Below are 19514 nucleotides of genomic sequence, written 5' to 3'. Positions count from 1 at the left end.
TGAGTCAGATCGCGTTTCGCAGGCTGAGGTTTTCCGGGTGCGGTTGCAGGTACGCCTGCTGCGCGATATAGCGGTCCGGATGTTGGCGAAAGTGATGCTTGAGCAAGGTCAGCGGCACCACCAGCGGCACGATGCCGTGGCGGTATTGGCCGATGACCGTTTGCATTTCTTGCTTATCCTCGGCGCTGATGGCCTGTTTGAGGTAGCCGCTGATGTGCTGCAGCACGTTAGTGTGGGTGCCACGGGTGGCGCATTTTTTCAGGCCGGTCATCAACTCGCTGAAATAGCCGGCAGCCAGGTTTTCCAAGTCGATGTCCTTGGTCATGCTGCCCAGGAGGTGACCGAGGCTTTTGTAATGCGCCGGGCTATGGGCCATCAGCAAGTATTTGTAGCGCGAATGGAAAGCCAGCAGGCGATGGCGGGTGAGGCCCTCAGCCAATAGCTGTTGCCAACTGGCATAGACGAAGACGCGGGTCAGGAAGTTTTCTCGCAGCACCGGGTCATTCAGGCGGCCGTCTTCCTCCACCGGCAGGTTGGGGTGACGTGCGCAAAACGCGTTGGCATAAATGCCCCGGCCGCCGCCATCGACGGGCGTGCCATTGTCGCGGTAGACCTTGACCCGCTCCAGGCCGCACGACGGCGATTTCTGCATAAAGATGTAGCCGCACAGGTCGGTATGTTGCTCAGCCATTTGCTGGCCATAATTATCCAGCGGCTGGGTGACATTCAGTTCGCGGCGCACGGTACCGACGGCTTGCGGCTGTGCCGGGTCGCCTACCAGGCGAATCGGTTCGCGGGGGATGCCCATGCCGATCGCCACTTCGGGGCAGAGCGGCACAAAGTCGAAATAGTCGGCGAGGGTCTGGCTGCACAACAGGGATTGTTTGTGTCCGCCATTGAAGCGCACGTTCTCGCCGAGCAGGCAGGCACTGATGGCGATCTTCGGTTTTGCAGTGCGGGACATGACCAAACCTCTGTGAAATTCCTGTACAAGCCTTGGAGGCTCGTACAACTACATTCATCATAGGTTTAATATTGTACAAATCAAATGTTTTGTACAATTTTTTAAGCGTGAACTACGCCATATGTTCGATCAGCCGTCGCGCTGCTTCCTGGCCACTGAGCCAAGCCCCTTCCACTCGACCCGACAGGCACCAGTCGCCGCATACGTACAGGCCCAGGTCAGCGTCGGCCAGTACGCCGAACTCATGGCTGCTGGACGGCCGGGCGTACAACCAGCGGTGCGCCACGCTGAACGACGGCGCGGGCATGGCACAGTGCAGCAGTTCAGCGAAGGCGCCGTGCAAGTGCTCGATCACGGCCTCCTTGGAGAGGTCCAGATGAGCTTTGCTCCAGGCGCTGGTGGCGTGCAGTACCCAGGTGTCGAGCGCGCTGTCGCGCCCTGGTTTGCTGCGATTGCGTGCCAGCCAGTCGAGAGGGCTGTCTTGGACGAAGCAGCCTTCCATGGGGGTATCCAGAGGCTGGTCGAACGCGAGGGCGATGGCCCAGGTTGGGTCCATTTTTACCCCGGCGGCAGCACTCGCCAGCTTGGGCGCGGCGGCCAGCAGAGCCGTTGCTTGAGGGGCCGGCGTGGCGATCACAACGTGGCTGAACGGGCCGTGATTGCCGCCGTCGGCGTCCAGCAGGTTCCAATGGTGTTCGCCTTGAAACACCTCGGTGATGCGGCAACCAAACTCGACCGGCAGGTCGTCGAGCAAGGCGCGGGTGATGGCGCTCATGCGCGGCGTACCCACCCAGCGGCTCTGTTCATCGGGGGAGGGGCTGAGCTGGCCGGACTTGAAGTTGTACAGCTGTGGTTTCCACTGTTCGGCCCAGCCATTGCTCTGCCAGCGCTGTACTTCGTTGACGAAACGTCGGTCGCGGGCGGTGAAGTATTGCGCGCCCATGTCCAGTGAGCCGGCATCGCTGCGCTTGCTGGACATGCGCCCGCCACTGCCACGGCTTTTATCGAAGAGTTGTACGGTGTGCCCCGCGTCTTGTAACGCTCGGGCGGCGGAGAGACCGGCGATGCCGGTGCCGATGATCGCGATGGGAACAGTCATGGAAGGCCTCGTTTACCGTTGGGTACAGCCTACGCCGACACTAATAGCTGTACAATATTGTTTTTTGGTATAAGTTTTGGCGTAACTGTTCTTACAACGTGACCTATGGTTAAAGCAGAGGCTTGGAACCCTGCGGTTCTAGGCCACGGCTACGCCCGATAACAAATGAACCCTGCTTATAAAATAGACCAGTGGCGGGCGGCAAACGTTACATGAGGAGCGTCTTATGCATATTTTGCTGACCGGCGGTACTGGTTTGATCGGTCGCCAACTCTGCCGCTATTGGCTCGCTCAAGGCCATCGCCTGACCGTGTGGAGTCGTGACCCGGAGCAGGTCGCCCGACTCTGTGGCGAGCAAGTGCTGGGTGTCGGCAGCCTGCAAGAGGTTATCGGCGCGGTGGACGCTGTCGTTAACCTGGCCGGCGCGCCGATTGCCGATCGCCCGTGGACGAAGAAGCGCAAGACGCTGCTGTGGAGCAGCCGTATCAGCCTCACCGAAACCCTGGTGGCATGGATGGAAAGTCTCGAGCAGAAACCGGCCGTGTTGATTTCCGGCTCTGCGGTGGGCTGGTATGGCGATGGCGGCGAGCGCGAGCTGAGCGAGGCGAGCGGTCCGGTGCAGGATGATTTTCCCAGCCAGCTGTGTATCGCCTGGGAAGAAACGGCATTGCGCGCCGAAGCATTGGGCCTGCGCGTGGTGCTGGTGCGCACCGGCCTGGTGCTGGCAGCCGAGGGCGGCTTTTTGTCGCGGCTGCTACTGCCGTTCAAGCTGGCGTTGGGCGGGCCGATCGGCGATGGTCGGCAGTGGATGCCGTGGGTCCATATCAAAGATCAAATCGCCCTGATTGATTTTCTTCTGCACAAGCCTGACGCCAGTGGTCCTTATAATGCCTGCGCCCCTCACCCGGTGCGTAACCGCGAGTTTGCCAAGACGCTGGGCCAGGTGCTGCACCGCCCCGCATTCATGCCGATGCCGGCCTTGGCGTTGAAGGTTGGTTTGGGCGAGTTGTCCGGGTTGTTGCTGGGCGGGCAGAAGGCCGTCCCCGAACGGCTACTGGCCGCCGGTTTCACTTTTCAGTTCACTGATTTGCACGCGGCCCTGGAAGATGTGTCCAGCCGCCTCTAGAGATAGGATGTTGCATGACGGATCACGCGTTGTTACTGGTCAACCTGGGCTCACCGGCGTCCACTTCGGTGGCCGATGTGCGCAGCTACCTCAATCAGTTCCTGATGGACCCCTACGTGATCGACCTGCCGTGGCCGGTGCGGCGTTTGCTGGTATCGCTGATCCTGATCAAGCGGCCCGAGCAATCGGCCCACGCCTATGCCTCGATCTGGTGGGAAGAAGGCTCCCCGCTGGTAGTGCTCAGCCGTCGCCTGCAGCAGCAGATGACTGCGCAATGGACCCAAGGCCCGGTCGAGCTGGCCATGCGGTACGGCGAGCCCTCGATTGAAAGCGTGTTGACCCGGCTGGCCAGTCAAGGTATCCGCAACGTCACCCTGGCGCCGCTGTATCCGCAGTTTGCCGACAGCACCGTAACCACCGTGGTGGAAGAGGCGCGGCGTGTGGCGCGGGACAAAAAGCTCGACGTGCGCCTTGCCATCCTGCAGCCCTTCTACGACCAGCCCGAATACCTCGATGCCTTGGTCGCCAGTGCCAAGCCGCATCTGCAGCAGGACTACGATCACCTGCTGTTCAGTTTTCACGGCCTGCCGGAGCGGCACTTGAAGAAGCTCAACCCAAGCCATGCCTTTGATGGTGCCACGGACTGCTGTGCCAACGCGTCACCCGAAGTGCGGGCGACTTGTTACCGTGGCCAGTGCTTCAGTGTGGCGCGGGAGTTTGCCGCGCGCATGGGGCTGCCCGATGGCAAGTGGTCGGTGGCTTTTCAATCGCGGCTCGGCCGGGCGAAGTGGATCGAACCCTACACCGAGGCGCGCCTTGAGACCCTGGCTCAGCAGGGGGTTAAAAAGCTGCTGGTGATGTGCCCGGCGTTTGTCGCTGATTGCATCGAGACGCTGGAAGAGATCGGCGATCGCGGATTGGAACAATTCCGCGAAGCGGGGGGCGAGGAGTTGGTGTTGGTGCCGTGCCTCAATGACGACCCGCAATGGGCAGTGGCGCTCAACACGTTGTGCGAAAGAGCGCCGTTGGACCTCTGAACACCCTCACTCGTGGTGAGGTTCGCCGAGGAACGTCAGCGAAGTGAATAACCCACGTGTTGCCACGTCGGGGTTGTCCTTGAGCGGCACGACCACCTGCGCGGCGATCACGTTCAAGCCCTCATTGCGCACCAGCACCTGGGCACGTCCGTCCTTATCGGTTTCGGTGCTCAAGGTGTTCGGTGCGTTGCGATAATCGCCCACCAGCTTGACCCCGGCCACCGGCTTGCCGTCGAGCAGCACTCGCACGGGCAATGATCGACCCGGGCCGACAGTCAGCGGGTCGGCTTCCGGCAGGATCAGCAACTTGAGCGCGTCCAGCTTGGGCAGCTTGGCGCCAGGTGTGTAGATCGCCAGGCTGTACTTGAAGGTCTGCGTCGACTCAATGGCTCCAGGCACCTGGGTACGCCCTTTGTTGATCCACTGTTTATCCGCCGTTTGCGACCACATGCCGTTATCCAGCGCCACTGCCAATACTGCCGGTGCCTTGAGCGGCTTGAGGCGTGCGTGATCGTCAAGGCGCTGCACAGTCACCGGGATCATTTTGCCGCTGGCGTCGTAGGCCCAGGCGCCGCTGATTTTCTGGGCCTTGAAAGCGTTGTCCTCGGCGCCATGGCCGTAGATCACTTCGATGTTGCCGCGACGTTCTTCGGTCCACAGGCCATGGGCCGATACCTGAGTGGCGAAGAGCAGGCCAAGCAGGGCGAGGGGTTTGAACGGATGCATGGTGATGTCCTTTTACAGGTTGAGGGTCAAGCTCAGGGTCAGGTTGCGCGGCTCGCCGGGTGTGACCCAGTAGGTGCTGTAGGAGCGCTCGTAGTATTTTTCATCGAACAGGTTGTTGAGGTTCAGGCCCACGGTCACCTGCTCGCTGGCCTTGTAATGGGCCAGCAGGTCGACGGTGTGATAGGCCGGCAATTCGAAGTGGCTGCCCGCTTCCCCGGAGCGGTCACCGACATAGGTGAATGCCGCGCCCAGGTCCGAACCGCGCAGCGCGCCATCCTGGAATTCGTACACGCCCAGCAGGCTGGCGCTGCGCTTGGCCACGCCGAGAATGCGGCTGCCGGTTGGAATGGCTTTATCACCCTGGGTGACTTCGGCGTCGATGTAGGCGAAGGCGCCGATGACTCGTACGGCGTCGCTCACTTGCCCGCTGGCTTGCAGGTCAAAACCTCGGCTGCGGGCCTTGCCCATGGCGCGCTGGGTGTCGGTGGCCGGGTCCAGGGCCAGGACGTTTTCCTTGTCGATATGGAAGGCGGCAAGGGTGGTGCTGAGGCGGTCGTCGAACAGCTCGCTCTTGATACCCACTTCATAGCCCACGCCTTCTTCCGGCTTGAAGGATTTGCCACCGGCATCCAGGCCATTATTGGGTTTGAACGATGTCGAGGCGTTGGCAAACAGGCCGACTTGCGGTGTGAGTTGGTACAGCAGGCCGGCGCGCTGGGTCAGGGCGTCATGGGTTTGCCGGCTCTTGGCGTGGTTGCGCGTGAAGTCCTCGGTGCTTTGTTCCACATGCTCCAAGCGCGCGCCAAGCATGCCGCGCAGGCGGTCGGTGAAGACGATCTGATCCTGCAGGTTCAGCGCCTGGCTTTTGACTTGTTCATAGACGTCTGTGCCGGAGCGCGTGCCGTTGGGTTTGGGCTGGCCATACACGGGGTGGAAGACGTCTATGGCGTAAGGGCTGCCGGCAATCGCGGTGACACGTTCCTTCTTGCGGTAGTCCTCGTACTCGGTACCGATCAGCAGTTCGTGTTGCCAACTGCCGATATCGAACCGGCCGCGCAGTTCCAGTTGGGTGATGCTGTCGTGCCAGCCGGTGGAGCGCTCACGGTAACGGCGGTTGACGGTTTGGCCGTCGGCGTTCAGTGCCCGGCTTTCCGAGGCATCGCCCCAAAGGCTGCCTTGTTTGTAATGGCTGGCCAGGCGCAATTGCCAAGTGTCGTCGAGGGTGTGTTCGATAGCGGCCTGGATCCGATTGTTGTGGTTGCGGATATTGCCGTCGTTGGGTTCGCCGAGAAATGTGGAGCGGGACATGCCGGTGTTGGCGACGATGCCGCGATCGAATGTCGAGCTGTGGCGTACGAATTCACTTTCTACCAGCAGGTGGGTGTCTGGCGTCAGTTGAAAGCTGAAGGACGGTGCGACAAACACCCGCTTTGCATCCACATGATCGCGGAAACTGTGGTTGTCCTCCACCGCCAGGTTGACCCGCGACAGTAGGTTGCCTTCGCTGTCCAGCGTCGTATTGACGTCTATGGCGGTACGGTAGCGGTCCCAACTGCCGGCGCTGGTTTGCAGGGTGGTGAAGGCATCCGGTTGAGGTTTCTTGGTGACGATGTTGACGGTGCCGCCCGGGTCTCCACGCCCATACAGGCTGGCTGCAGGGCCCTTGAGCACTTCAATGCGCTCGATATTGGCCGTGTCCGGTGTGCTTGGGTAGCCGCGGTTGGCGCTGAAACCGTCCTGGTAGAACTCGGAGGTGGTGAAGCCTCGCACGCTGTATTCGTAGAGCGTCAGGCCGCCGAAGTTGTTTTGCTTGGACACGCCGCCTGCATATTCCAGGGCGCGTTCAACGCTGTGGCTGCCCAGGTCCTTGAGCACCGTGGCAGGAATCACGCTGATCGATTGGGGGATGTCGCGAATCGCGGTGTCAGTTTTGGTCGCGCTGGCAGAGCGCGTGGCGCGATAGCCTTCAACCGGACCTGTGGCGGATTCATAGGCGTCGGTGGTGACGCTGATGGCATCCAGTTCAACGGTAGTGTCTTCGGCGTAGGCGGGGTCCAGCAGCAAACCCAGGGCCAGGCCGGCCAAGGGCACAAACTTTCGAGACGACATGGTAGAGCGTTCCAATAGCGATATTGAAACAATATAACATGCCTAATGAGAATGAATTGCTTTGAAACATTCGTTTACAGGTGCCCGCGAACGGGCACCTGCGATGTGACTTATCCCTCTTCCTTCATCGGCGCGGGCGGCGGGCGCAGGCCAATTTCCGCCGACAGGTTGATCTCTTTACCGTTGCGCATGACCTGGATCGTCACCTTCTCGGTCGGTTTGATCCGTGCCACCTGGTTCATCGATTTGCGACCATCACCGGCCGGCTCGCCATCGATACTCAGGATCACATCGCCCAATTGCAGGCCGGCTTTCTGGGCCGGGCCGTCGCGGAAGATCCCCGCCACGACAATGCCGGGGCGACCGGTCAGGCCAAAGGATTCGGCCAGTTCCTTGGTCAACGGCTGGACTTCGATCCCCAGCCAGCCGCGAATCACCTGGCCGTGTTCGATGATCGACTTCATCACCTCCATCGCCAGTTTTACCGGGATCGCAAAACCGATGCCTTGGGAGCCGCCGGACTTGGAGAAAATCGCGGTATTGATGCCGGTCAGGTTGCCATTGGCATCCACCAGCGCGCCGCCGGAGTTGCCCGGGTTGATCGCCGCGTCGGTCTGGATGAAATCTTCGTAGCTGTTGAGCCCCAACTGGTTGCGCCCGGTAGCGCTGATGATGCCCATGGTTACCGTCTGGCCAACGCCGAACGGGTTGCCGATGGCCAATGCCACATCACCCACGCGCAGCCCTTCCGAGCGGCCGATGGTGATCGAGGGCAGGCTCTTCAAATCGATCTTCAGCACCGCGAGGTCGGTTTCCGGGTCGCTGCCGACCACGCGGGCCAGGGTTTCACGGCCATCGCGCAGGGCCACGACGATCTGGTCGGCGCCGCTGGTCACGTGGTTATTGGTAAGGATGTAGCCTTCGGGGCTCATGATCACCCCGGAACCCAGGCTCGACTCCATGCGGCGCTGCTTGGGGTCGTTGTCACCGAAGTAACGGCGGAACTGCGGGTCTTCAAACAACGGATGCGCCGGCTTGTTGATGACCTTGGTGGTGTACAGGTTGACCACGGCAGGCGCGGCGATGACGACAGCGTCCGCATAAGTCACCGGGCCTTGCACCACCGAACTGGTTTGCGGCGCCTGCTGCAGGTTGACATCAAGGCTGGGCAAGCCCACCCACTGGGGATAACGCTGAATAATCAGCATCGCGATCAGCACGCCAGCCAACAATGGCCATCCAAAAAAACGCAGTGCCTTGAGCATCAAGTAAGTCCTGACAGGTTGCAGGGGGCGGGAGAGCGCCCATAATGTCGCGCATTATACGAGGCTGCGAGCGCCTCGGAACGGGATATTTAGGAGTCTTTATATGGCCGTCCCCCTTACCACCCTCGTCGAGGAAGCGGACCGCTACCTTGCCAGCGCAAAAATTGCCGATTACTGCCCCAATGGCCTGCAGGTGGAGGGTCGCCCGCAAGTGCGGCGCATCGTCAGTGGCGTGACCGCAAGCCAAGCCCTGTTGGATGCTGCCGTCGAAGCCGAGGCTGACTTGGTGCTGGTGCATCACGGGTATTTCTGGAAGGGTGAGAGCCCGTGCATCACCGGCATGAAGCAGCGCCGCCTGAAAACCCTGCTCAAACACGACATCAGCTTGCTGGCCTACCATCTGCCGCTGGACCTGCACCCGGATGTGGGCAACAACGTGCAGCTTGCCCGCCAACTCGACATCACCGTCGAAGGCCCGCTGGACCCGAGCAACCCCAAGGTCGTCGGTCTGGTCGGTTCCCTCGTCGAGCCCTTGTCGCCCCGTGATTTCGCGCGCCGTGTGCAGGACGCCATGGGCCGCGAGCCGCTGCTGATCGAAGGCAGTGAAATGATCCGCCGTGTCGGCTGGTGTACCGGCGGTGGCCAGGGCTACATCGACCAGGCGATTGCTGCGGGTGTCGACCTGTACCTGAGTGGCGAAGCGTCCGAGCAGACCTTCCACAGTGCGCGGGAAAACAACATCAGCTTCATCGCCGCCGGCCATCACGCCACCGAGCGCTACGGGGTGCAGGCGTTGGGTGATTACCTGGCGCGGCGGTTCGCCCTGGAACATTTGTTCATTGACTGCCCGAACCCGATTTGAGTCATTCGACGGGGGGCTTGCCGGTGCTGGCAGTGTGTCAGTCTGAGAAGGGTGGCTGAGCCGCCGCTATCGGGAGCAAGCCCCTCCCACAGGCCAAACCTGGGGGTATATTCATATATCGTTTCGATCTAGTTGGCGCCCTGAATAGAAGAAGGTGCTGTGCTAGCATGCCTCGCTCGAACACGGCCCGCTGGCCGTCCATAAGATCGTTTTTCCGTGAGTAACCATGGTCGACAAACTGACGCATCTGAAACAGCTGGAGGCGGAAAGCATCCACATCATCCGCGAGGTCGCCGCCGAGTTCGACAACCCGGTGATGCTCTACTCGATCGGTAAAGACTCCGCCGTGATGCTGCATCTGGCGCGCAAGGCGTTCTTTCCGGGCAAGCTGCCGTTCCCGGTGATGCACGTCGACACCCGCTGGAAATTCCAGGAGATGTACAAGTTCCGCGACCAAATGGTCCAAGAGCTTGGCCTGGAACTGATCACCCACGTCAACCCGGATGGCGTGGCGCAGGGCATCAACCCATTCACCCACGGTAGCGCCAAGCACACCGACATCATGAAGACCGAAGGCCTCAAGCAGGCCCTGGACAAGCATGGTTTCGACGCAGCCTTTGGCGGTGCCCGTCGCGATGAAGAGAAATCCCGCGCCAAAGAGCGCGTGTACTCGTTCCGCGACAGCAAACACCGCTGGGACCCGAAGAACCAGCGCCCCGAGCTGTGGAACGTCTACAACGGCAACGTCAACAAGGGCGAGTCGATCCGTGTGTTCCCGCTGTCCAACTGGACCGAACTGGACATCTGGCAGTACATCTACCTGGAAGGCATCCCGATCGTGCCGCTGTATTTCGCCGCCGAACGCGATGTGATCGAGAAGAACGGCACGTTGATCATGATCGACGACGACCGCATCCTTGAGCACCTCTCCGACGAAGAGAAGGCCCGAATCGTCAAAAAGAAAGTACGTTTCCGTACCCTTGGCTGCTACCCGTTGACGGGCGCGGTGGAGTCCGAAGCCGAGACGCTGACGGACATCATTCAGGAAATGCTCCTGACGCGAACTTCCGAGCGCCAGGGCCGTGTCATCGACCACGATGGTGCCGGCTCGATGGAAGACAAAAAACGTCAAGGTTATTTCTAAGGGGCTGTCATGTCGCATCAATCTGATTTGATCAGCGAGGACATCCTCGCCTACCTGGGCCAGCACGAGCGCAAGGAAATGTTGCGCTTCCTGACCTGCGGCAACGTCGACGACGGCAAGAGCACCCTGATCGGGCGCCTGCTGCACGACTCCAAAATGATCTACGAAGATCACCTGGAAGCCATCACCCGCGATTCGAAGAAGGTCGGCACCACCGGTGACGACATCGACCTGGCCTTGCTGGTCGACGGCTTGCAGGCTGAGCGTGAGCAGGGCATCACCATCGATGTTGCCTACCGCTATTTCTCCACCGCCAAGCGCAAATTCATCATCGCCGACACTCCCGGCCATGAGCAGTACACCCGCAACATGGCCACCGGTGCATCCACCTGTGATCTGGCGATCATTCTGATCGATGCGCGCTACGGCGTGCAGACCCAGACCCGTCGCCACAGCTTTATCGCCTCGTTGCTGGGGATCAAACACATCGTGGTGGCCGTCAACAAGATGGACATCAATGGCTTTGACCAAGGTGTATTCGAGCAGATCAAGGCCGATTACCTGAAGTTCGCCGAGGGTATCGCCTTCAAGCCGAGCACCCTGGCATTCGTGCCGATGTCCGCGCTCAAGGGCGACAACGTGGTGAACAAGAGCGAGCGTTCGCCCTGGTACACCGGCCAGTCGCTGATGGAGATCCTAGAAACCGTCGAGATCGCCAACGACCGCAACTACACCGATTTACGTTTCCCGGTGCAGTACGTCAACCGTCCGAACCTGAACTTCCGTGGTTTTGCCGGCACCCTGGCCAGCGGCATTGTGCACAAGGGCGACGAAGTGGTGGTGCTGCCTTCGGGCAAGAGCAGCCGCGTCAAATCCATCGTCACCTTCGAAGGCGAGCTGGAGCACGCAGGCCCGGGCCAGGCCGTGACCCTGACCATGGAAGACGAGATCGACATCTCCCGTGGCGACCTGCTGGTACATGCCGACAACGTGCCGCAAGTGACCGACGCCTTCGACGCCATGCTGGTCTGGATGGCTGAAGAGCCGATGCTGCCGGGCAAGAAATACGACATCAAGCGCGCCACCAGCTATGTGCCGGGTTCCATCACCAGCATCGTGCACCGCGTGGACGTGAACACCCTGGCCGAAGGCCCGGCGAGTTCGCTGCAACTCAATGAGATTAGCCGGGTCAAGGTCAGCCTCGACGCCGCCATTGCCCTGGACGGCTACGACAGCAACCGCACCACGGGTGCGTTTATCGTCATCGACCGTTTGACCAATGGCACCGTGGCTGCCGGCATGATCATCGCGCCGCCGGTGGGTCATGGCGGTGCGGCGCAGCACGGCAAATTGGCGCATGTTTCTACCGAAGAGCGTGCGTTGCGCTTCGGCCAACAGCCGGCCACCGTGTTGTTCAGCGGCCTGTCGGGCGCCGGCAAAAGCACCTTGGCCTACGCGGTTGAGCGCAAGCTGTTCGACATGGGGCGTGCAGTGTTCGTGCTGGATGGCCAGAACCTGCGTCACGACCTAAACAAAGGGCTGCCGCAGGACCGTGCCGGTCGCACTGAAAATTGGCGGCGTGCCGCCCACGTGGCGCGCCAGTTCAACGAGGCCGGCCTGCTGACCCTGGCCGCGTTCGTTGCGCCGGATGCCGAAGGCCGTGAACAGGCCAAGGCGCTGATCGGCGCCGACCGCCTGCTGACCGTCTATGTGCAAGCGTCGCCGCTGGTGTGCGCCGAGCGTGATCCGCAAGGTTTGTACGCTGCCGGTGGGGATAATATCCCTGGCGAATCCTTCCCGTATGACGTGCCGTTGAACGCCGATCTGGTGATCGACACCCAGGCCCTGTCGCTGGAAGAGAGCGTCAAGCAAGTGCTGGAGCTGTTGCGTCAGCGCGGCGCGATCTAAAAATGTGGGAGGGGGCTTGCTCCCGATAGCGGTACATCAGCCATTACCATTTGTGGCTGATCCACAGCTATCGGGAGCAAGCCCCCTGCCACAGGTTTGATTACCTTTTGCCTGGGTGCTCTGTGTGCAGCTTGTCCAGCAGCGCATCCTTGTCCTTCCAGAGTTGGTTGATCCAGCCCTGGAATGCGGTTCGATACTCCCCATCCTGCTCGTAGTTCTTGCCGATGAACGCGGCGGGGATCTGCACTTCTTCAAACTGCACCACCACGTCCTTCAAATTTCCGCAGAGCAAGTCCCAATACCCCGGGCTCCCGGCCGGGTAATGAATGGTGACGTTGACCAGTGACTTCAGTTGCTCGCCCATCGCATCCAGCACAAACGCAATCCCACCGGCTTTAGGCTTGAGCAGGTAGCGAAAGGGTGAATTCTGCTGCGCGTGCTTGCCAGGGGTAAACCGTGTGCCTTCGGCAAAGTTGAAGATGCCCACGGGGTTGTCACGAAACTTCGCGCAGGTCTTGCGGGTGGTTTCCAGGTCTTTGCCTTTCTTCTCCGGGTGCTTTTCCAGGTAAGCCTTGGTGTAGCGCTTCATGAACGGGAAGCCCAACGCCCACCACGCCAGGCCAATCACCGGTACCCAGATCAGCTCCTGCTTGAGGAAAAATTTCAACGGGCGAATCCGCCGGTTGAGCACGTATTGCAACACCATGATGTCGACCCAGCTCTGATGGTTGCTGGTCACCAGGTAGGAGTGTTGGTAGTCCAGGCCCTCAAGGCCGGACAGGTGCCAGCGAGTACGCTGCACCAGGTTCATCCAGCCTTTGTTGTTGGTGACCCAGGCTTCATGGGTGTGGTTCATCAGCCACTCACTGAAGCGCTTGGCAAACGGCAGCGCCTTGAACAGGGCCACGATAAACAGGAACGAACACAGCAGGATCGTGTTCAGCGCCAGCAGCAGCGAAGCAATGACCCCGCGCACGGCGGCAGGTAGAAAATCCAGCATTTAAATATCCATGGGGCGGTTGGCGGCTTGGATCGCAGTCAGTGCGATGGTGTACACGATGTCGTCGACTTGAGCGCCGCGTGGCAGGTCGTTCACCGGTTTGCGCAAGCCCTGGAGCATCGGCCCCAGGCTCACACAGTCGGCGCTGCGCTGCACGGCCTTGTGCGTGGTGTTGCCGGTGTTCAGGTCCGGGAACACGAAGACGGTGGCTTTACCGGCGACCTGGCTATTGGGCGCCAGTTGCCGAGCGACGGTTTCGTTGGCGGCGGCGTCGTACTGCAACGGGCCATCGATCAGCAGCGAGCTTTGCTGTTCGTGGGCGAGCAGGGTGGCTTCGCGGACTTTTTCCACCTCCTCGCCGCTGGCTGAATCACCGCTGGAGTAGCTGATCATCGCCACGCGCGGGGTGATGCCGAACGCGGCGGCCGAGTCGGCGCTTTGCAGCGCGATCTCGGCCAGTTCGGCCGCGCTCGGGTGCGGGTTCATGACGCAGTCGCCGTACACCAGCACCTGTTCGGGGAACAGCATGAAGAATACCGACGACACCAGCGTGCAGCCCGGCGCGGTCTTAATCAGCTGCAGGGCCGGGCGGATGGTATTGGCGGTGGAATGAATGACGCCGGACACCAGGCCGTCCACTTCATCCAGCGCGAGCATCATGGTGGCGATCACCACGTTGTCTTCCAGTTGCTGCTCGGCCATCGGCGCGTTGAGGCTTTTGCTCTTGCGTAGCGCAACCATGGGTTCGACGTAGCGCTGGCGTATCAGGTCCGGGTCGAGAATCTCCAGGCCCTCGGGCAATTCGATACCCTGGGCGCGGGCGACGGCCTCCACATCCGAAGGCTTGGCCAGCAGCACACAGCGCGCAATGCCGCGGGCCTGGCAGATGGCGGCTGCTTGTACGGTCAGCGGTTCGCTGCCCTCGGGCAACACGATGCGCTTGTTGGCGGTCTGGGCGCGTTGGATCAGCTGATAACGGAACACCGCCGGCGACAGGCGCATTTCCCGTGGCGTACCGCAACGTTGGTGCAGCCAGCGTGCATCCAGGTGGCTGGCGACGAAATCGGTGATGATCTCGGCGCGCTCGCGGTCGTCGATCGGGATTTCCTTGTTGAGGCTGTTGAGCAGGTTCGCCGTGTCGTAGGAACCGGTGCTTACCGACAACACCGGCAGCCCGGCCTGGAGCGCGCCACGGCACAAATCCATGATGCGCGGGTCGGGCAGGGTGTCGCTGGTCAGCAGCAGCCCGGCCAGGGGCACGCCGTTGATCGCCGCGAGGCTGACGGCGAGGATGATGTCGTCGCGATCACCTGGCGTCACCACCAGCACGCCAGGCTTGAGCAGTTCCACAGTGTTGCGCATGGTGCGCGCGCAGATGATGATTTTGGTCATGCGCCGGCTTTCATAGTCGCCGGCGTTGAGGATCTGCGCGCCCATCAGGTCGGCGACGTCGCGGGTGCGCGGAGCGTTGAGCTCGGGTTGGTAGGGGATGCAGCCGAGCAGGCGGAAATCCCCACTGCGCAGTAACGGCGAATGTTCTTTCAGGCGCGCCGAGAAGGCTTCCATGCTTTCGTCGGTGCGCACTTTGTTGAGGATCACGCCCAGTACCTTCGGATCTTTCGGGCCGCCGAACAGTTGCGCCTGCAATTCGACCCGGCCGGAAAGCTCGGTGAGTACTTCGTTCTCCGGGGCGGACACGAGGATCACCTCGGCATCGAGGCTTTTGGCCAGGTGCAGGTTGACTCGCGCCGCGTAGCTGGCGCTGCGGGTCGGCACCATGCCTTCGACGATCAACACGTCCTTGCCCACGGCGGCTTGCTGATACAGGGTGATGATTTCCTCGAGCAGCTCATCGAGCTGGCCGTCGCCAAGCATGCGCTCAACGTGGGCCAGGCCCAGGGGTTGGGGTGGTTTCAGGCCGTGGGTGCGCGCCACCAGTTCGGTGGAGCGCTCGGGGCCCGTGTCGCCAGGGTGCGGCTGGGCAATCGGTTTGAAGAAGCCGACTTTCAGTCCGGCTCGCTCAAGGGTACGCACCAGCCCGAGGCTGATGGAGGTCAGACCCACACCAAAATCGGTGGGCGCGATAAAAAAAGTCTGCATGCGAATTCTCTGGAGGTGCATGGCTTCGGTGGTGCTCTATGGTTGAGCACCTGCCGGGAATCAGGCATCAAGATTATCGTTATTCGACCCTTGCGCACACCAGCCGCAGGCAAAGGGTTGGCCTATTTTTTCAAGGCGTTGCGTGGTATCGAGTACCCAGCCTCGGGACTGCCAGGGTGGCTGGTGGCGCAGGTGCTGGGTGTGGCCGCAGGAGAGCTCGGCGACCCAATGCTGATCGTCATCCTGGTGGAACCCGATGATTAGGGATACCGTTGGTCGGTCCCGTTGGTCCGGGTTCTGTTCGCTTTCGGGCAAATCCTTGTTTAGACTTGTCCGTTCTTCATTCTTATGCAAAAGGTCTCGCCCCCATGACGATCGCCGCTAACAAGGCTGTCTCCATCGACTATACCCTGACCAACGACGCTGGTGAGGTCATCGACAGCTCAGCCGGCGGCGCGCCGCTGGTCTACCTGCAAGGCGCAGGCAACATCATCCCGGGCCTGGAGAAGGCCCTGGAAGGCAAGAGCGTCGGCGATGAGCTGACCGTTGCCGTTGAACCTGAAGATGCCTACGGCGAATACTCCGCCGAGCTGGTCAGCACCCTGAGCCGCAGCATGTTCGAAGGCGTCGACGAGCTGGAAGTGGGCATGCAGTTCCACGCCTCCGCACCGGACGGCCAAATGCAGATCGTCACTATCCGCGATCTGGATGGCGATGACGTGACTGTCGACGGTAACCACCCTCTGGCTGGCCAGCGCCTGAACTTCAAAGTGAAGATCGTTGCCATTCGCGACGCCTCCCAGGAAGAAGTGGCTCACGGTCACGTCCACGGTGAAGGCGGTCATCACCACTGATTGATGCATTGATCGGCTGGTAGCAAAAACGCCCCGACTGGTTCGGGGCGTTTTTTTGCCTGCATTTCATGGTGGGCGGGTTTCTATGATTTTCAGGCACAAACAAAAATGCCCCGGACCTTTCGGTACGGGGCATTTCTTAACTGTTACGCCGGTAAACCAGCGTTGCAGTTGTTACCACTTAGGCAGCAGCAGCTACGTTCAGAGCCTTGATGTGGCCATTCAGGCGGCTCTTGTGACGAGCGGCTTTGTTCTTGTGGATGATGCCTTTATCGGCCATACGGTCGATAACAGGCACAGCCAGAACGTAAGCAGCTTGAGCTTTTGCAGCGTCTTTGGTGTCGATGGCTTTAACTACATTCTTGATGTAGGTACGAACCATGGAACGCAGGCTGGCGTTGTGGCTGCGACGCTTCTCAGCCTGTTTTGCACGTTTTTTGGCGGAAGGTGTGTTGGCCACCGTCGAGCTCCTCGAAAGACTTTTTAGGAAATAGCAAACAAAATAGGCCGCGAATCATGCCGATGACTTGTTGGGTTGTCAAGGGCGGCTGATGCGAACTGCTGAGTGGTCGATCTGAAGAGGCGGGTGATTTATTTCCGGCGCTTGACCTGTAAACTCGCGAGCTTTGGCTCTGTGCTGTTGCAGGCGCGCAGTATCGCATAAGTGGGCGCTTTGTTCGCCTGCTGTTTATCTATAGGCGCAAACTCTTTCGATGAATCTGCTCAAATCGTTGGCTGCGGTCAGCTCTATCACGATGATCTCCCGGGTATTGGGGTTTGTGCGTGACACTCTGTTGGCGCGCATTTTCGGCGCCAGCATGGCCACGGACGCCTTCTTTATCGCCTTCAAACTGCCCAACCTGCTGCGCCGGATCTTCGCCGAGGGCGCATTTTCCCAGGCCTTCGTGCCGATCCTGGCGGAATACAAGACCCAGCAGGGCGAGGAGGCAACCCGTACCTTCATTGCCTACGTCTCGGGCCTGCTGACGCTGGTTTTGATGTTGGTCACCATTGCCGGCATGCTCGCTGCACCCTGGGTGATTTGGGCCACGGCGCCGGGTTTTGCCAATACGCCGGAAAAATTCGCGCTGACCACTGATCTGCTGCGGGTGACCTTTCCTTATATATTGCTGATCTCGCTGTCATCCCTGGCCGGCGCCATCCTGAATACCTGGAACCGGTTCTCGGTGCCGGCGTTCGTGCCGACCTTGCTCAACGTGAGCATGATTATCTTCGCAGTATTCCTCACGCCGTACTTCGATCCACCCGTGATGGCTCTGGGCTGGGCGGTGCTGGCCGGTGGCCTGGCGCAGTTGTTGTACCAACTGCCGCACCTGAAAAAGATCGGCATGCTCGTTCTGCCGCGCTTGAACCTGAAGGACACCGGTGTCTGGCGCGTGATGCGCAACATGTTGCCGGCGATCCTGGGGGTATCGGTCAGCCAGATTTCCCTGATCATCAACACTGCCTTCGCCTCGTTGCTGGTGTCGGGTTCGGTGTCGTGGATGTACTACGCCGATCGCCTGATGGAGTTGCCGTCCGGCGTGCTCGGTGTGGCCCTGGGCACGATTTTGCTACCGACCCTGTCGCGCACCTATGCCAGTAAGGACCGCCAGGAGTACTCGCGTATTCTCGACTGGGGGCTGCGCCTGTGCTTCGTGCTGGTGCTGCCCTGTGCCCTGGCCCTGGGAATCCTGGCTGAACCGCTGACGGTGGCGTTGTTCCAGTACGGCCAATTCAGCGCGTTTGACGCCTCCATGACCCAGCGCGCATTGATTGCCTATTCGGTGGGTCTGCTCGGCATCATCGTGATCAAAGTGTTGGCGCCGGGCTTCTATGCTCAGCAAAACATCCGTACGCCGGTGAAAATCGCGATCTTCACGCTGATTGTCACGCAATTGCTCAACCTTGCATTCATCGGCCCGCTGGCGCACGCCGGGCTGGCCCTGGCCATCAGTGCCGGCGCCTGTATCAATGCCGGCCTGCTGTTCTATCAATTGCGCAAGCAGCAGATGTTCCAGCCGCAACCGGGCTGGGGCCTGTTTGCGCTCAAGCTGGTGGTTGCGGTGGGCGCGATGTCGGCGGTGCTCTTGGGTTTGATGCACTTCATGCCCGCCTGGGATGAAGGGCATATGCTGGAACGCTTCCTGCGCCTGGGCCTGCTGGTGGTCGCGGGCGTTGTGGTTTACTTCGGCATGTTGCTGCTGCAGGGCTTCCGGCTGCGGGATTTCAATCGCAAGTCCCTGAACTAGGGACTTTGCCTCAATAAAACCGGTGTTTTATCGAATCAACCCACTTGGCCTGCGCTGTTGCCTGTCGTCCGGGGCCGGGTGTGGTTATAATCGACCACTTTATGAGCAAGAAGCGCGTTATGCAGCTGGTTCGAGGTCTCCACAACCTGCGCCCCCAGCATCGGGGCTGCGTCGCCACTATTGGCAACTTTGACGGTGTTCACCGTGGTCACCAGGCTATCCTGGCCCGGCTGCGTGAGCGAGCGGTCGAGTTGGGTGTGCCCAGCTGTGTGGTGATTTTCGAGCCACAGCCGCGGGAGTTTTTCACCCCGCAAACGGCGCCGGCCCGCCTGGCCCGCTTGCGCGACAAACTGCAACTGCTGGCTGAAGAGGGCGTGGACCGAGTCCTCTGCCTGGCCTTCAATCAGCGTTTGCAAAGCCTTAGCGCCGCCGAATTCGTCGACCGTATCCTGGTGGATGGCCTGGGTGTGCAACACTTGGAGGTCGGCGACGACTTCCGTTTCGGTTGCGACCGTGTCGGGGATTTCGATTTCCTGCAACAGGCCGGCGTCAACCAGGGCTTTACCGTCGAAGCCGCGCAAACCGTCGAACTGGACGGGCTGCGCGTCAGCAGCACCCAGGTGCGTAATGCACTGGCCGCTGCCGACTTCGCCTTGGCCGAGCGTCTGCTCGGTCGTCCGTTCCGCATTGCCGGACGGGTATTGCACGGCCAGAAGCTGGCGCGCCAACTGGGCACGCCGACCGCCAACGTGCAACTCAAACGCCGCCGTGTGCCGCTGACCGGGGTTTACCTGGTGAGCGTCGACATCGACGGCCAATCGTGGCCGGGAGTCGCCAACATAGGCGTCAGGCCCACGGTTGCAGGTGATGGCAAGGCCCACCTGGAAGTACACCTTTTGGATTTTGCCGGTGATCTGTATGACCGGCGTTTGACGGTGGTTTTCCACCAGAAGCTGCGTGAAGAGCAGCGTTTCGCCTCACTTGAGGCGTTGAAAACGGCGATCAATGCGGATGTCGCCGCCGCCCGTGCACTAGCCGCACCTAGCGCCCATCGCTAACCGAAGAGCC

General features: G+C 60.7%; 17 protein-coding genes. 8 read left to right on the top strand and 9 right to left on the bottom strand.

The features are described from left to right. Positions 1-4: 4 nt before the first annotated feature. Complete coding sequence (locus ACQRBT_RS05410) at positions 5-964, bottom strand: YbgA family protein (RefSeq protein ID WP_412046985.1); 960 nt, start codon at positions 962-964, stop codon at positions 5-7. A gap of 112 nt (positions 965-1076) precedes the next feature. After that, complete coding sequence (locus ACQRBT_RS05405) at positions 1077-2063, bottom strand: NAD(P)/FAD-dependent oxidoreductase (RefSeq protein WP_060754834.1); 987 nt, start codon at positions 2061-2063, stop codon at positions 1077-1079. Between the two features lie 226 nt (positions 2064-2289). Between ACQRBT_RS05405 and ACQRBT_RS05400 the strand changes: the two genes are divergently transcribed. Then, positions 2290-3189 carry a TIGR01777 family oxidoreductase gene (locus ACQRBT_RS05400; RefSeq protein ID WP_060754835.1) on the top strand — a complete coding sequence of 300 codons (900 nt, stop codon included), beginning with the start codon at positions 2290-2292 and terminating at the stop codon, positions 3187-3189. A 14-nt stretch (positions 3190-3203) separates the two neighbouring features. Further along, a complete protein-coding gene (gene hemH / locus ACQRBT_RS05395) occupies positions 3204-4226 on the top strand; it encodes a ferrochelatase (RefSeq protein WP_412046986.1) in 1023 nt (340 codons plus the stop codon). A gap of 6 nt (positions 4227-4232) precedes the next feature. Here hemH and ACQRBT_RS05390 read toward each other — a convergent pair whose 3' ends face one another. The 3 genes from ACQRBT_RS05390 to algW form a co-directional block, all read right to left on the bottom strand. Continuing rightward, positions 4233-4952 carry a DUF4198 domain-containing protein gene (locus tag ACQRBT_RS05390; protein WP_161548306.1) on the bottom strand — a complete coding sequence of 240 codons (720 nt, stop codon included), beginning with the start codon at positions 4950-4952 and terminating at the stop codon, positions 4233-4235. Between the two features lie 12 nt (positions 4953-4964). Continuing rightward, complete coding sequence (locus ACQRBT_RS05385; RefSeq protein ID WP_412046987.1) at positions 4965-7061, bottom strand: TonB-dependent siderophore receptor; 2097 nt, start codon at positions 7059-7061, stop codon at positions 4965-4967. 110 nt (positions 7062-7171) lie between these two features. Next, positions 7172-8326, bottom strand: a complete 1155-nt coding sequence (gene algW / locus ACQRBT_RS05380) for a Do family serine endopeptidase AlgW (RefSeq protein WP_104995472.1) — start codon at positions 8324-8326, stop codon at positions 7172-7174. A gap of 103 nt (positions 8327-8429) precedes the next feature. Here algW and ACQRBT_RS05375 point away from each other — a divergent pair, with 103 nt between their 5' ends. From ACQRBT_RS05375 to cysN, 3 genes are all read left to right on the top strand, one after another. Beyond that, the gene (locus ACQRBT_RS05375) at positions 8430-9188 is read left to right on the top strand and encodes a Nif3-like dinuclear metal center hexameric protein (RefSeq protein WP_412046988.1); all 759 of its coding nucleotides are present in this window, start codon (positions 8430-8432) and stop codon (positions 9186-9188) included. Between the two features lie 226 nt (positions 9189-9414). Further along, positions 9415-10332 carry a sulfate adenylyltransferase subunit CysD gene (gene cysD, locus ACQRBT_RS05370; RefSeq protein WP_060754841.1) on the top strand — a complete coding sequence of 306 codons (918 nt, stop codon included), beginning with the start codon at positions 9415-9417 and terminating at the stop codon, positions 10330-10332. A 9-nt stretch (positions 10333-10341) separates the two neighbouring features. Further along, positions 10342-12240 (top strand): sulfate adenylyltransferase subunit CysN, encoded by a 1899-nt coding sequence (cysN, locus tag ACQRBT_RS05365; RefSeq protein WP_412046989.1) that lies wholly within the window; start codon positions 10342-10344, stop codon positions 12238-12240. A 100-nt stretch (positions 12241-12340) separates the two neighbouring features. Here cysN and ACQRBT_RS05360 read toward each other — a convergent pair whose 3' ends face one another. The 3 genes from ACQRBT_RS05360 to ACQRBT_RS05350 are packed head-to-tail and all read right to left on the bottom strand — an operon-like array spanning position 12341 to position 15694. Beyond that, positions 12341-13240, bottom strand: a complete 900-nt coding sequence (locus tag ACQRBT_RS05360) for an acyltransferase (protein WP_412046990.1) — start codon at positions 13238-13240, stop codon at positions 12341-12343. Beyond that, a complete protein-coding gene (gene pta, locus ACQRBT_RS05355) occupies positions 13241-15340 on the bottom strand; it encodes a phosphate acetyltransferase (protein WP_060754844.1) in 2100 nt (699 codons plus the stop codon). 60 nt (positions 15341-15400) lie between these two features. Continuing rightward, positions 15401-15694 (bottom strand): DUF3565 domain-containing protein, encoded by a 294-nt coding sequence (locus ACQRBT_RS05350; RefSeq protein ID WP_081087021.1) that lies wholly within the window; start codon positions 15692-15694, stop codon positions 15401-15403. Positions 15695-15708: 14 nt separating this feature from the next. Here ACQRBT_RS05350 and ACQRBT_RS05345 point away from each other — a divergent pair, with 14 nt between their 5' ends. After that, positions 15709-16194, top strand: coding sequence for an FKBP-type peptidyl-prolyl cis-trans isomerase (locus tag ACQRBT_RS05345; RefSeq protein ID WP_060754845.1), 486 nt, complete (start codon positions 15709-15711; stop codon positions 16192-16194). 181 nt (positions 16195-16375) lie between these two features. Here the strand turns inward: ACQRBT_RS05345 and rpsT are convergent, their stop codons facing one another. Further along, positions 16376-16654 carry a 30S ribosomal protein S20 gene (gene rpsT / locus ACQRBT_RS05340; RefSeq protein WP_060754846.1) on the bottom strand — a complete coding sequence of 93 codons (279 nt, stop codon included), beginning with the start codon at positions 16652-16654 and terminating at the stop codon, positions 16376-16378. A gap of 253 nt (positions 16655-16907) precedes the next feature. Between rpsT and murJ the strand changes: the two genes are divergently transcribed. Further along, positions 16908-18446, top strand: coding sequence for a murein biosynthesis integral membrane protein MurJ (gene murJ / locus ACQRBT_RS05335; RefSeq protein WP_090366879.1), 1539 nt, complete (start codon positions 16908-16910; stop codon positions 18444-18446). Between the two features lie 119 nt (positions 18447-18565). Continuing rightward, positions 18566-19504 carry a bifunctional riboflavin kinase/FAD synthetase gene (gene ribF / locus ACQRBT_RS05330; protein WP_060754848.1) on the top strand — a complete coding sequence of 313 codons (939 nt, stop codon included), beginning with the start codon at positions 18566-18568 and terminating at the stop codon, positions 19502-19504. Positions 19505-19514: the final 10 nt, after the last annotated feature.

The sequence above is a fragment of the Pseudomonas sp. R19M genome, assembly GCF_050312585.1.
Taxonomy (GTDB): Bacteria; Pseudomonadota; Gammaproteobacteria; order Pseudomonadales; family Pseudomonadaceae; genus Aquipseudomonas; species Aquipseudomonas palleroniana.
Note: the sequence above shows the minus strand (reverse complement) of the source record. Positions and strands in the feature narration are given on the sequence as shown.

Coding starts and splice junctions, on each gene's coding strand:
- ACQRBT_RS05410 (WP_412046985.1), bottom strand. CDS start 964: ATGTCCCGCACTGCAAAACCGAAGATCGCCATCAGTGCCTGCCTGCTC.
- ACQRBT_RS05405 (WP_060754834.1), bottom strand. CDS start 2,063: ATGACTGTTCCCATCGCGATCATCGGCACCGGCATCGCCGGTCTCTCC.
- ACQRBT_RS05400 (WP_060754835.1), top strand. CDS start 2,290: ATGCATATTTTGCTGACCGGCGGTACTGGTTTGATCGGTCGCCAACTC.
- hemH (WP_412046986.1), top strand. CDS start 3,204: ATGACGGATCACGCGTTGTTACTGGTCAACCTGGGCTCACCGGCGTCC.
- ACQRBT_RS05390 (WP_161548306.1), bottom strand. CDS start 4,952: ATGCATCCGTTCAAACCCCTCGCCCTGCTTGGCCTGCTCTTCGCCACT.
- ACQRBT_RS05385 (WP_412046987.1), bottom strand. CDS start 7,061: ATGTCGTCTCGAAAGTTTGTGCCCTTGGCCGGCCTGGCCCTGGGTTTG.
- algW (WP_104995472.1), bottom strand. CDS start 8,326: ATGCTCAAGGCACTGCGTTTTTTTGGATGGCCATTGTTGGCTGGCGTG.
- ACQRBT_RS05375 (WP_412046988.1), top strand. CDS start 8,430: ATGGCCGTCCCCCTTACCACCCTCGTCGAGGAAGCGGACCGCTACCTT.
- cysD (WP_060754841.1), top strand. CDS start 9,415: ATGGTCGACAAACTGACGCATCTGAAACAGCTGGAGGCGGAAAGCATC.
- cysN (WP_412046989.1), top strand. CDS start 10,342: ATGTCGCATCAATCTGATTTGATCAGCGAGGACATCCTCGCCTACCTG.
- ACQRBT_RS05360 (WP_412046990.1), bottom strand. CDS start 13,240: ATGCTGGATTTTCTACCTGCCGCCGTGCGCGGGGTCATTGCTTCGCTG.
- pta (WP_060754844.1), bottom strand. CDS start 15,340: ATGCAGACTTTTTTTATCGCGCCCACCGATTTTGGTGTGGGTCTGACC.
- ACQRBT_RS05345 (WP_060754845.1), top strand. CDS start 15,709: ATGACGATCGCCGCTAACAAGGCTGTCTCCATCGACTATACCCTGACC.
- murJ (WP_090366879.1), top strand. CDS start 16,908: ATGAATCTGCTCAAATCGTTGGCTGCGGTCAGCTCTATCACGATGATC.
- ribF (WP_060754848.1), top strand. CDS start 18,566: ATGCAGCTGGTTCGAGGTCTCCACAACCTGCGCCCCCAGCATCGGGGC.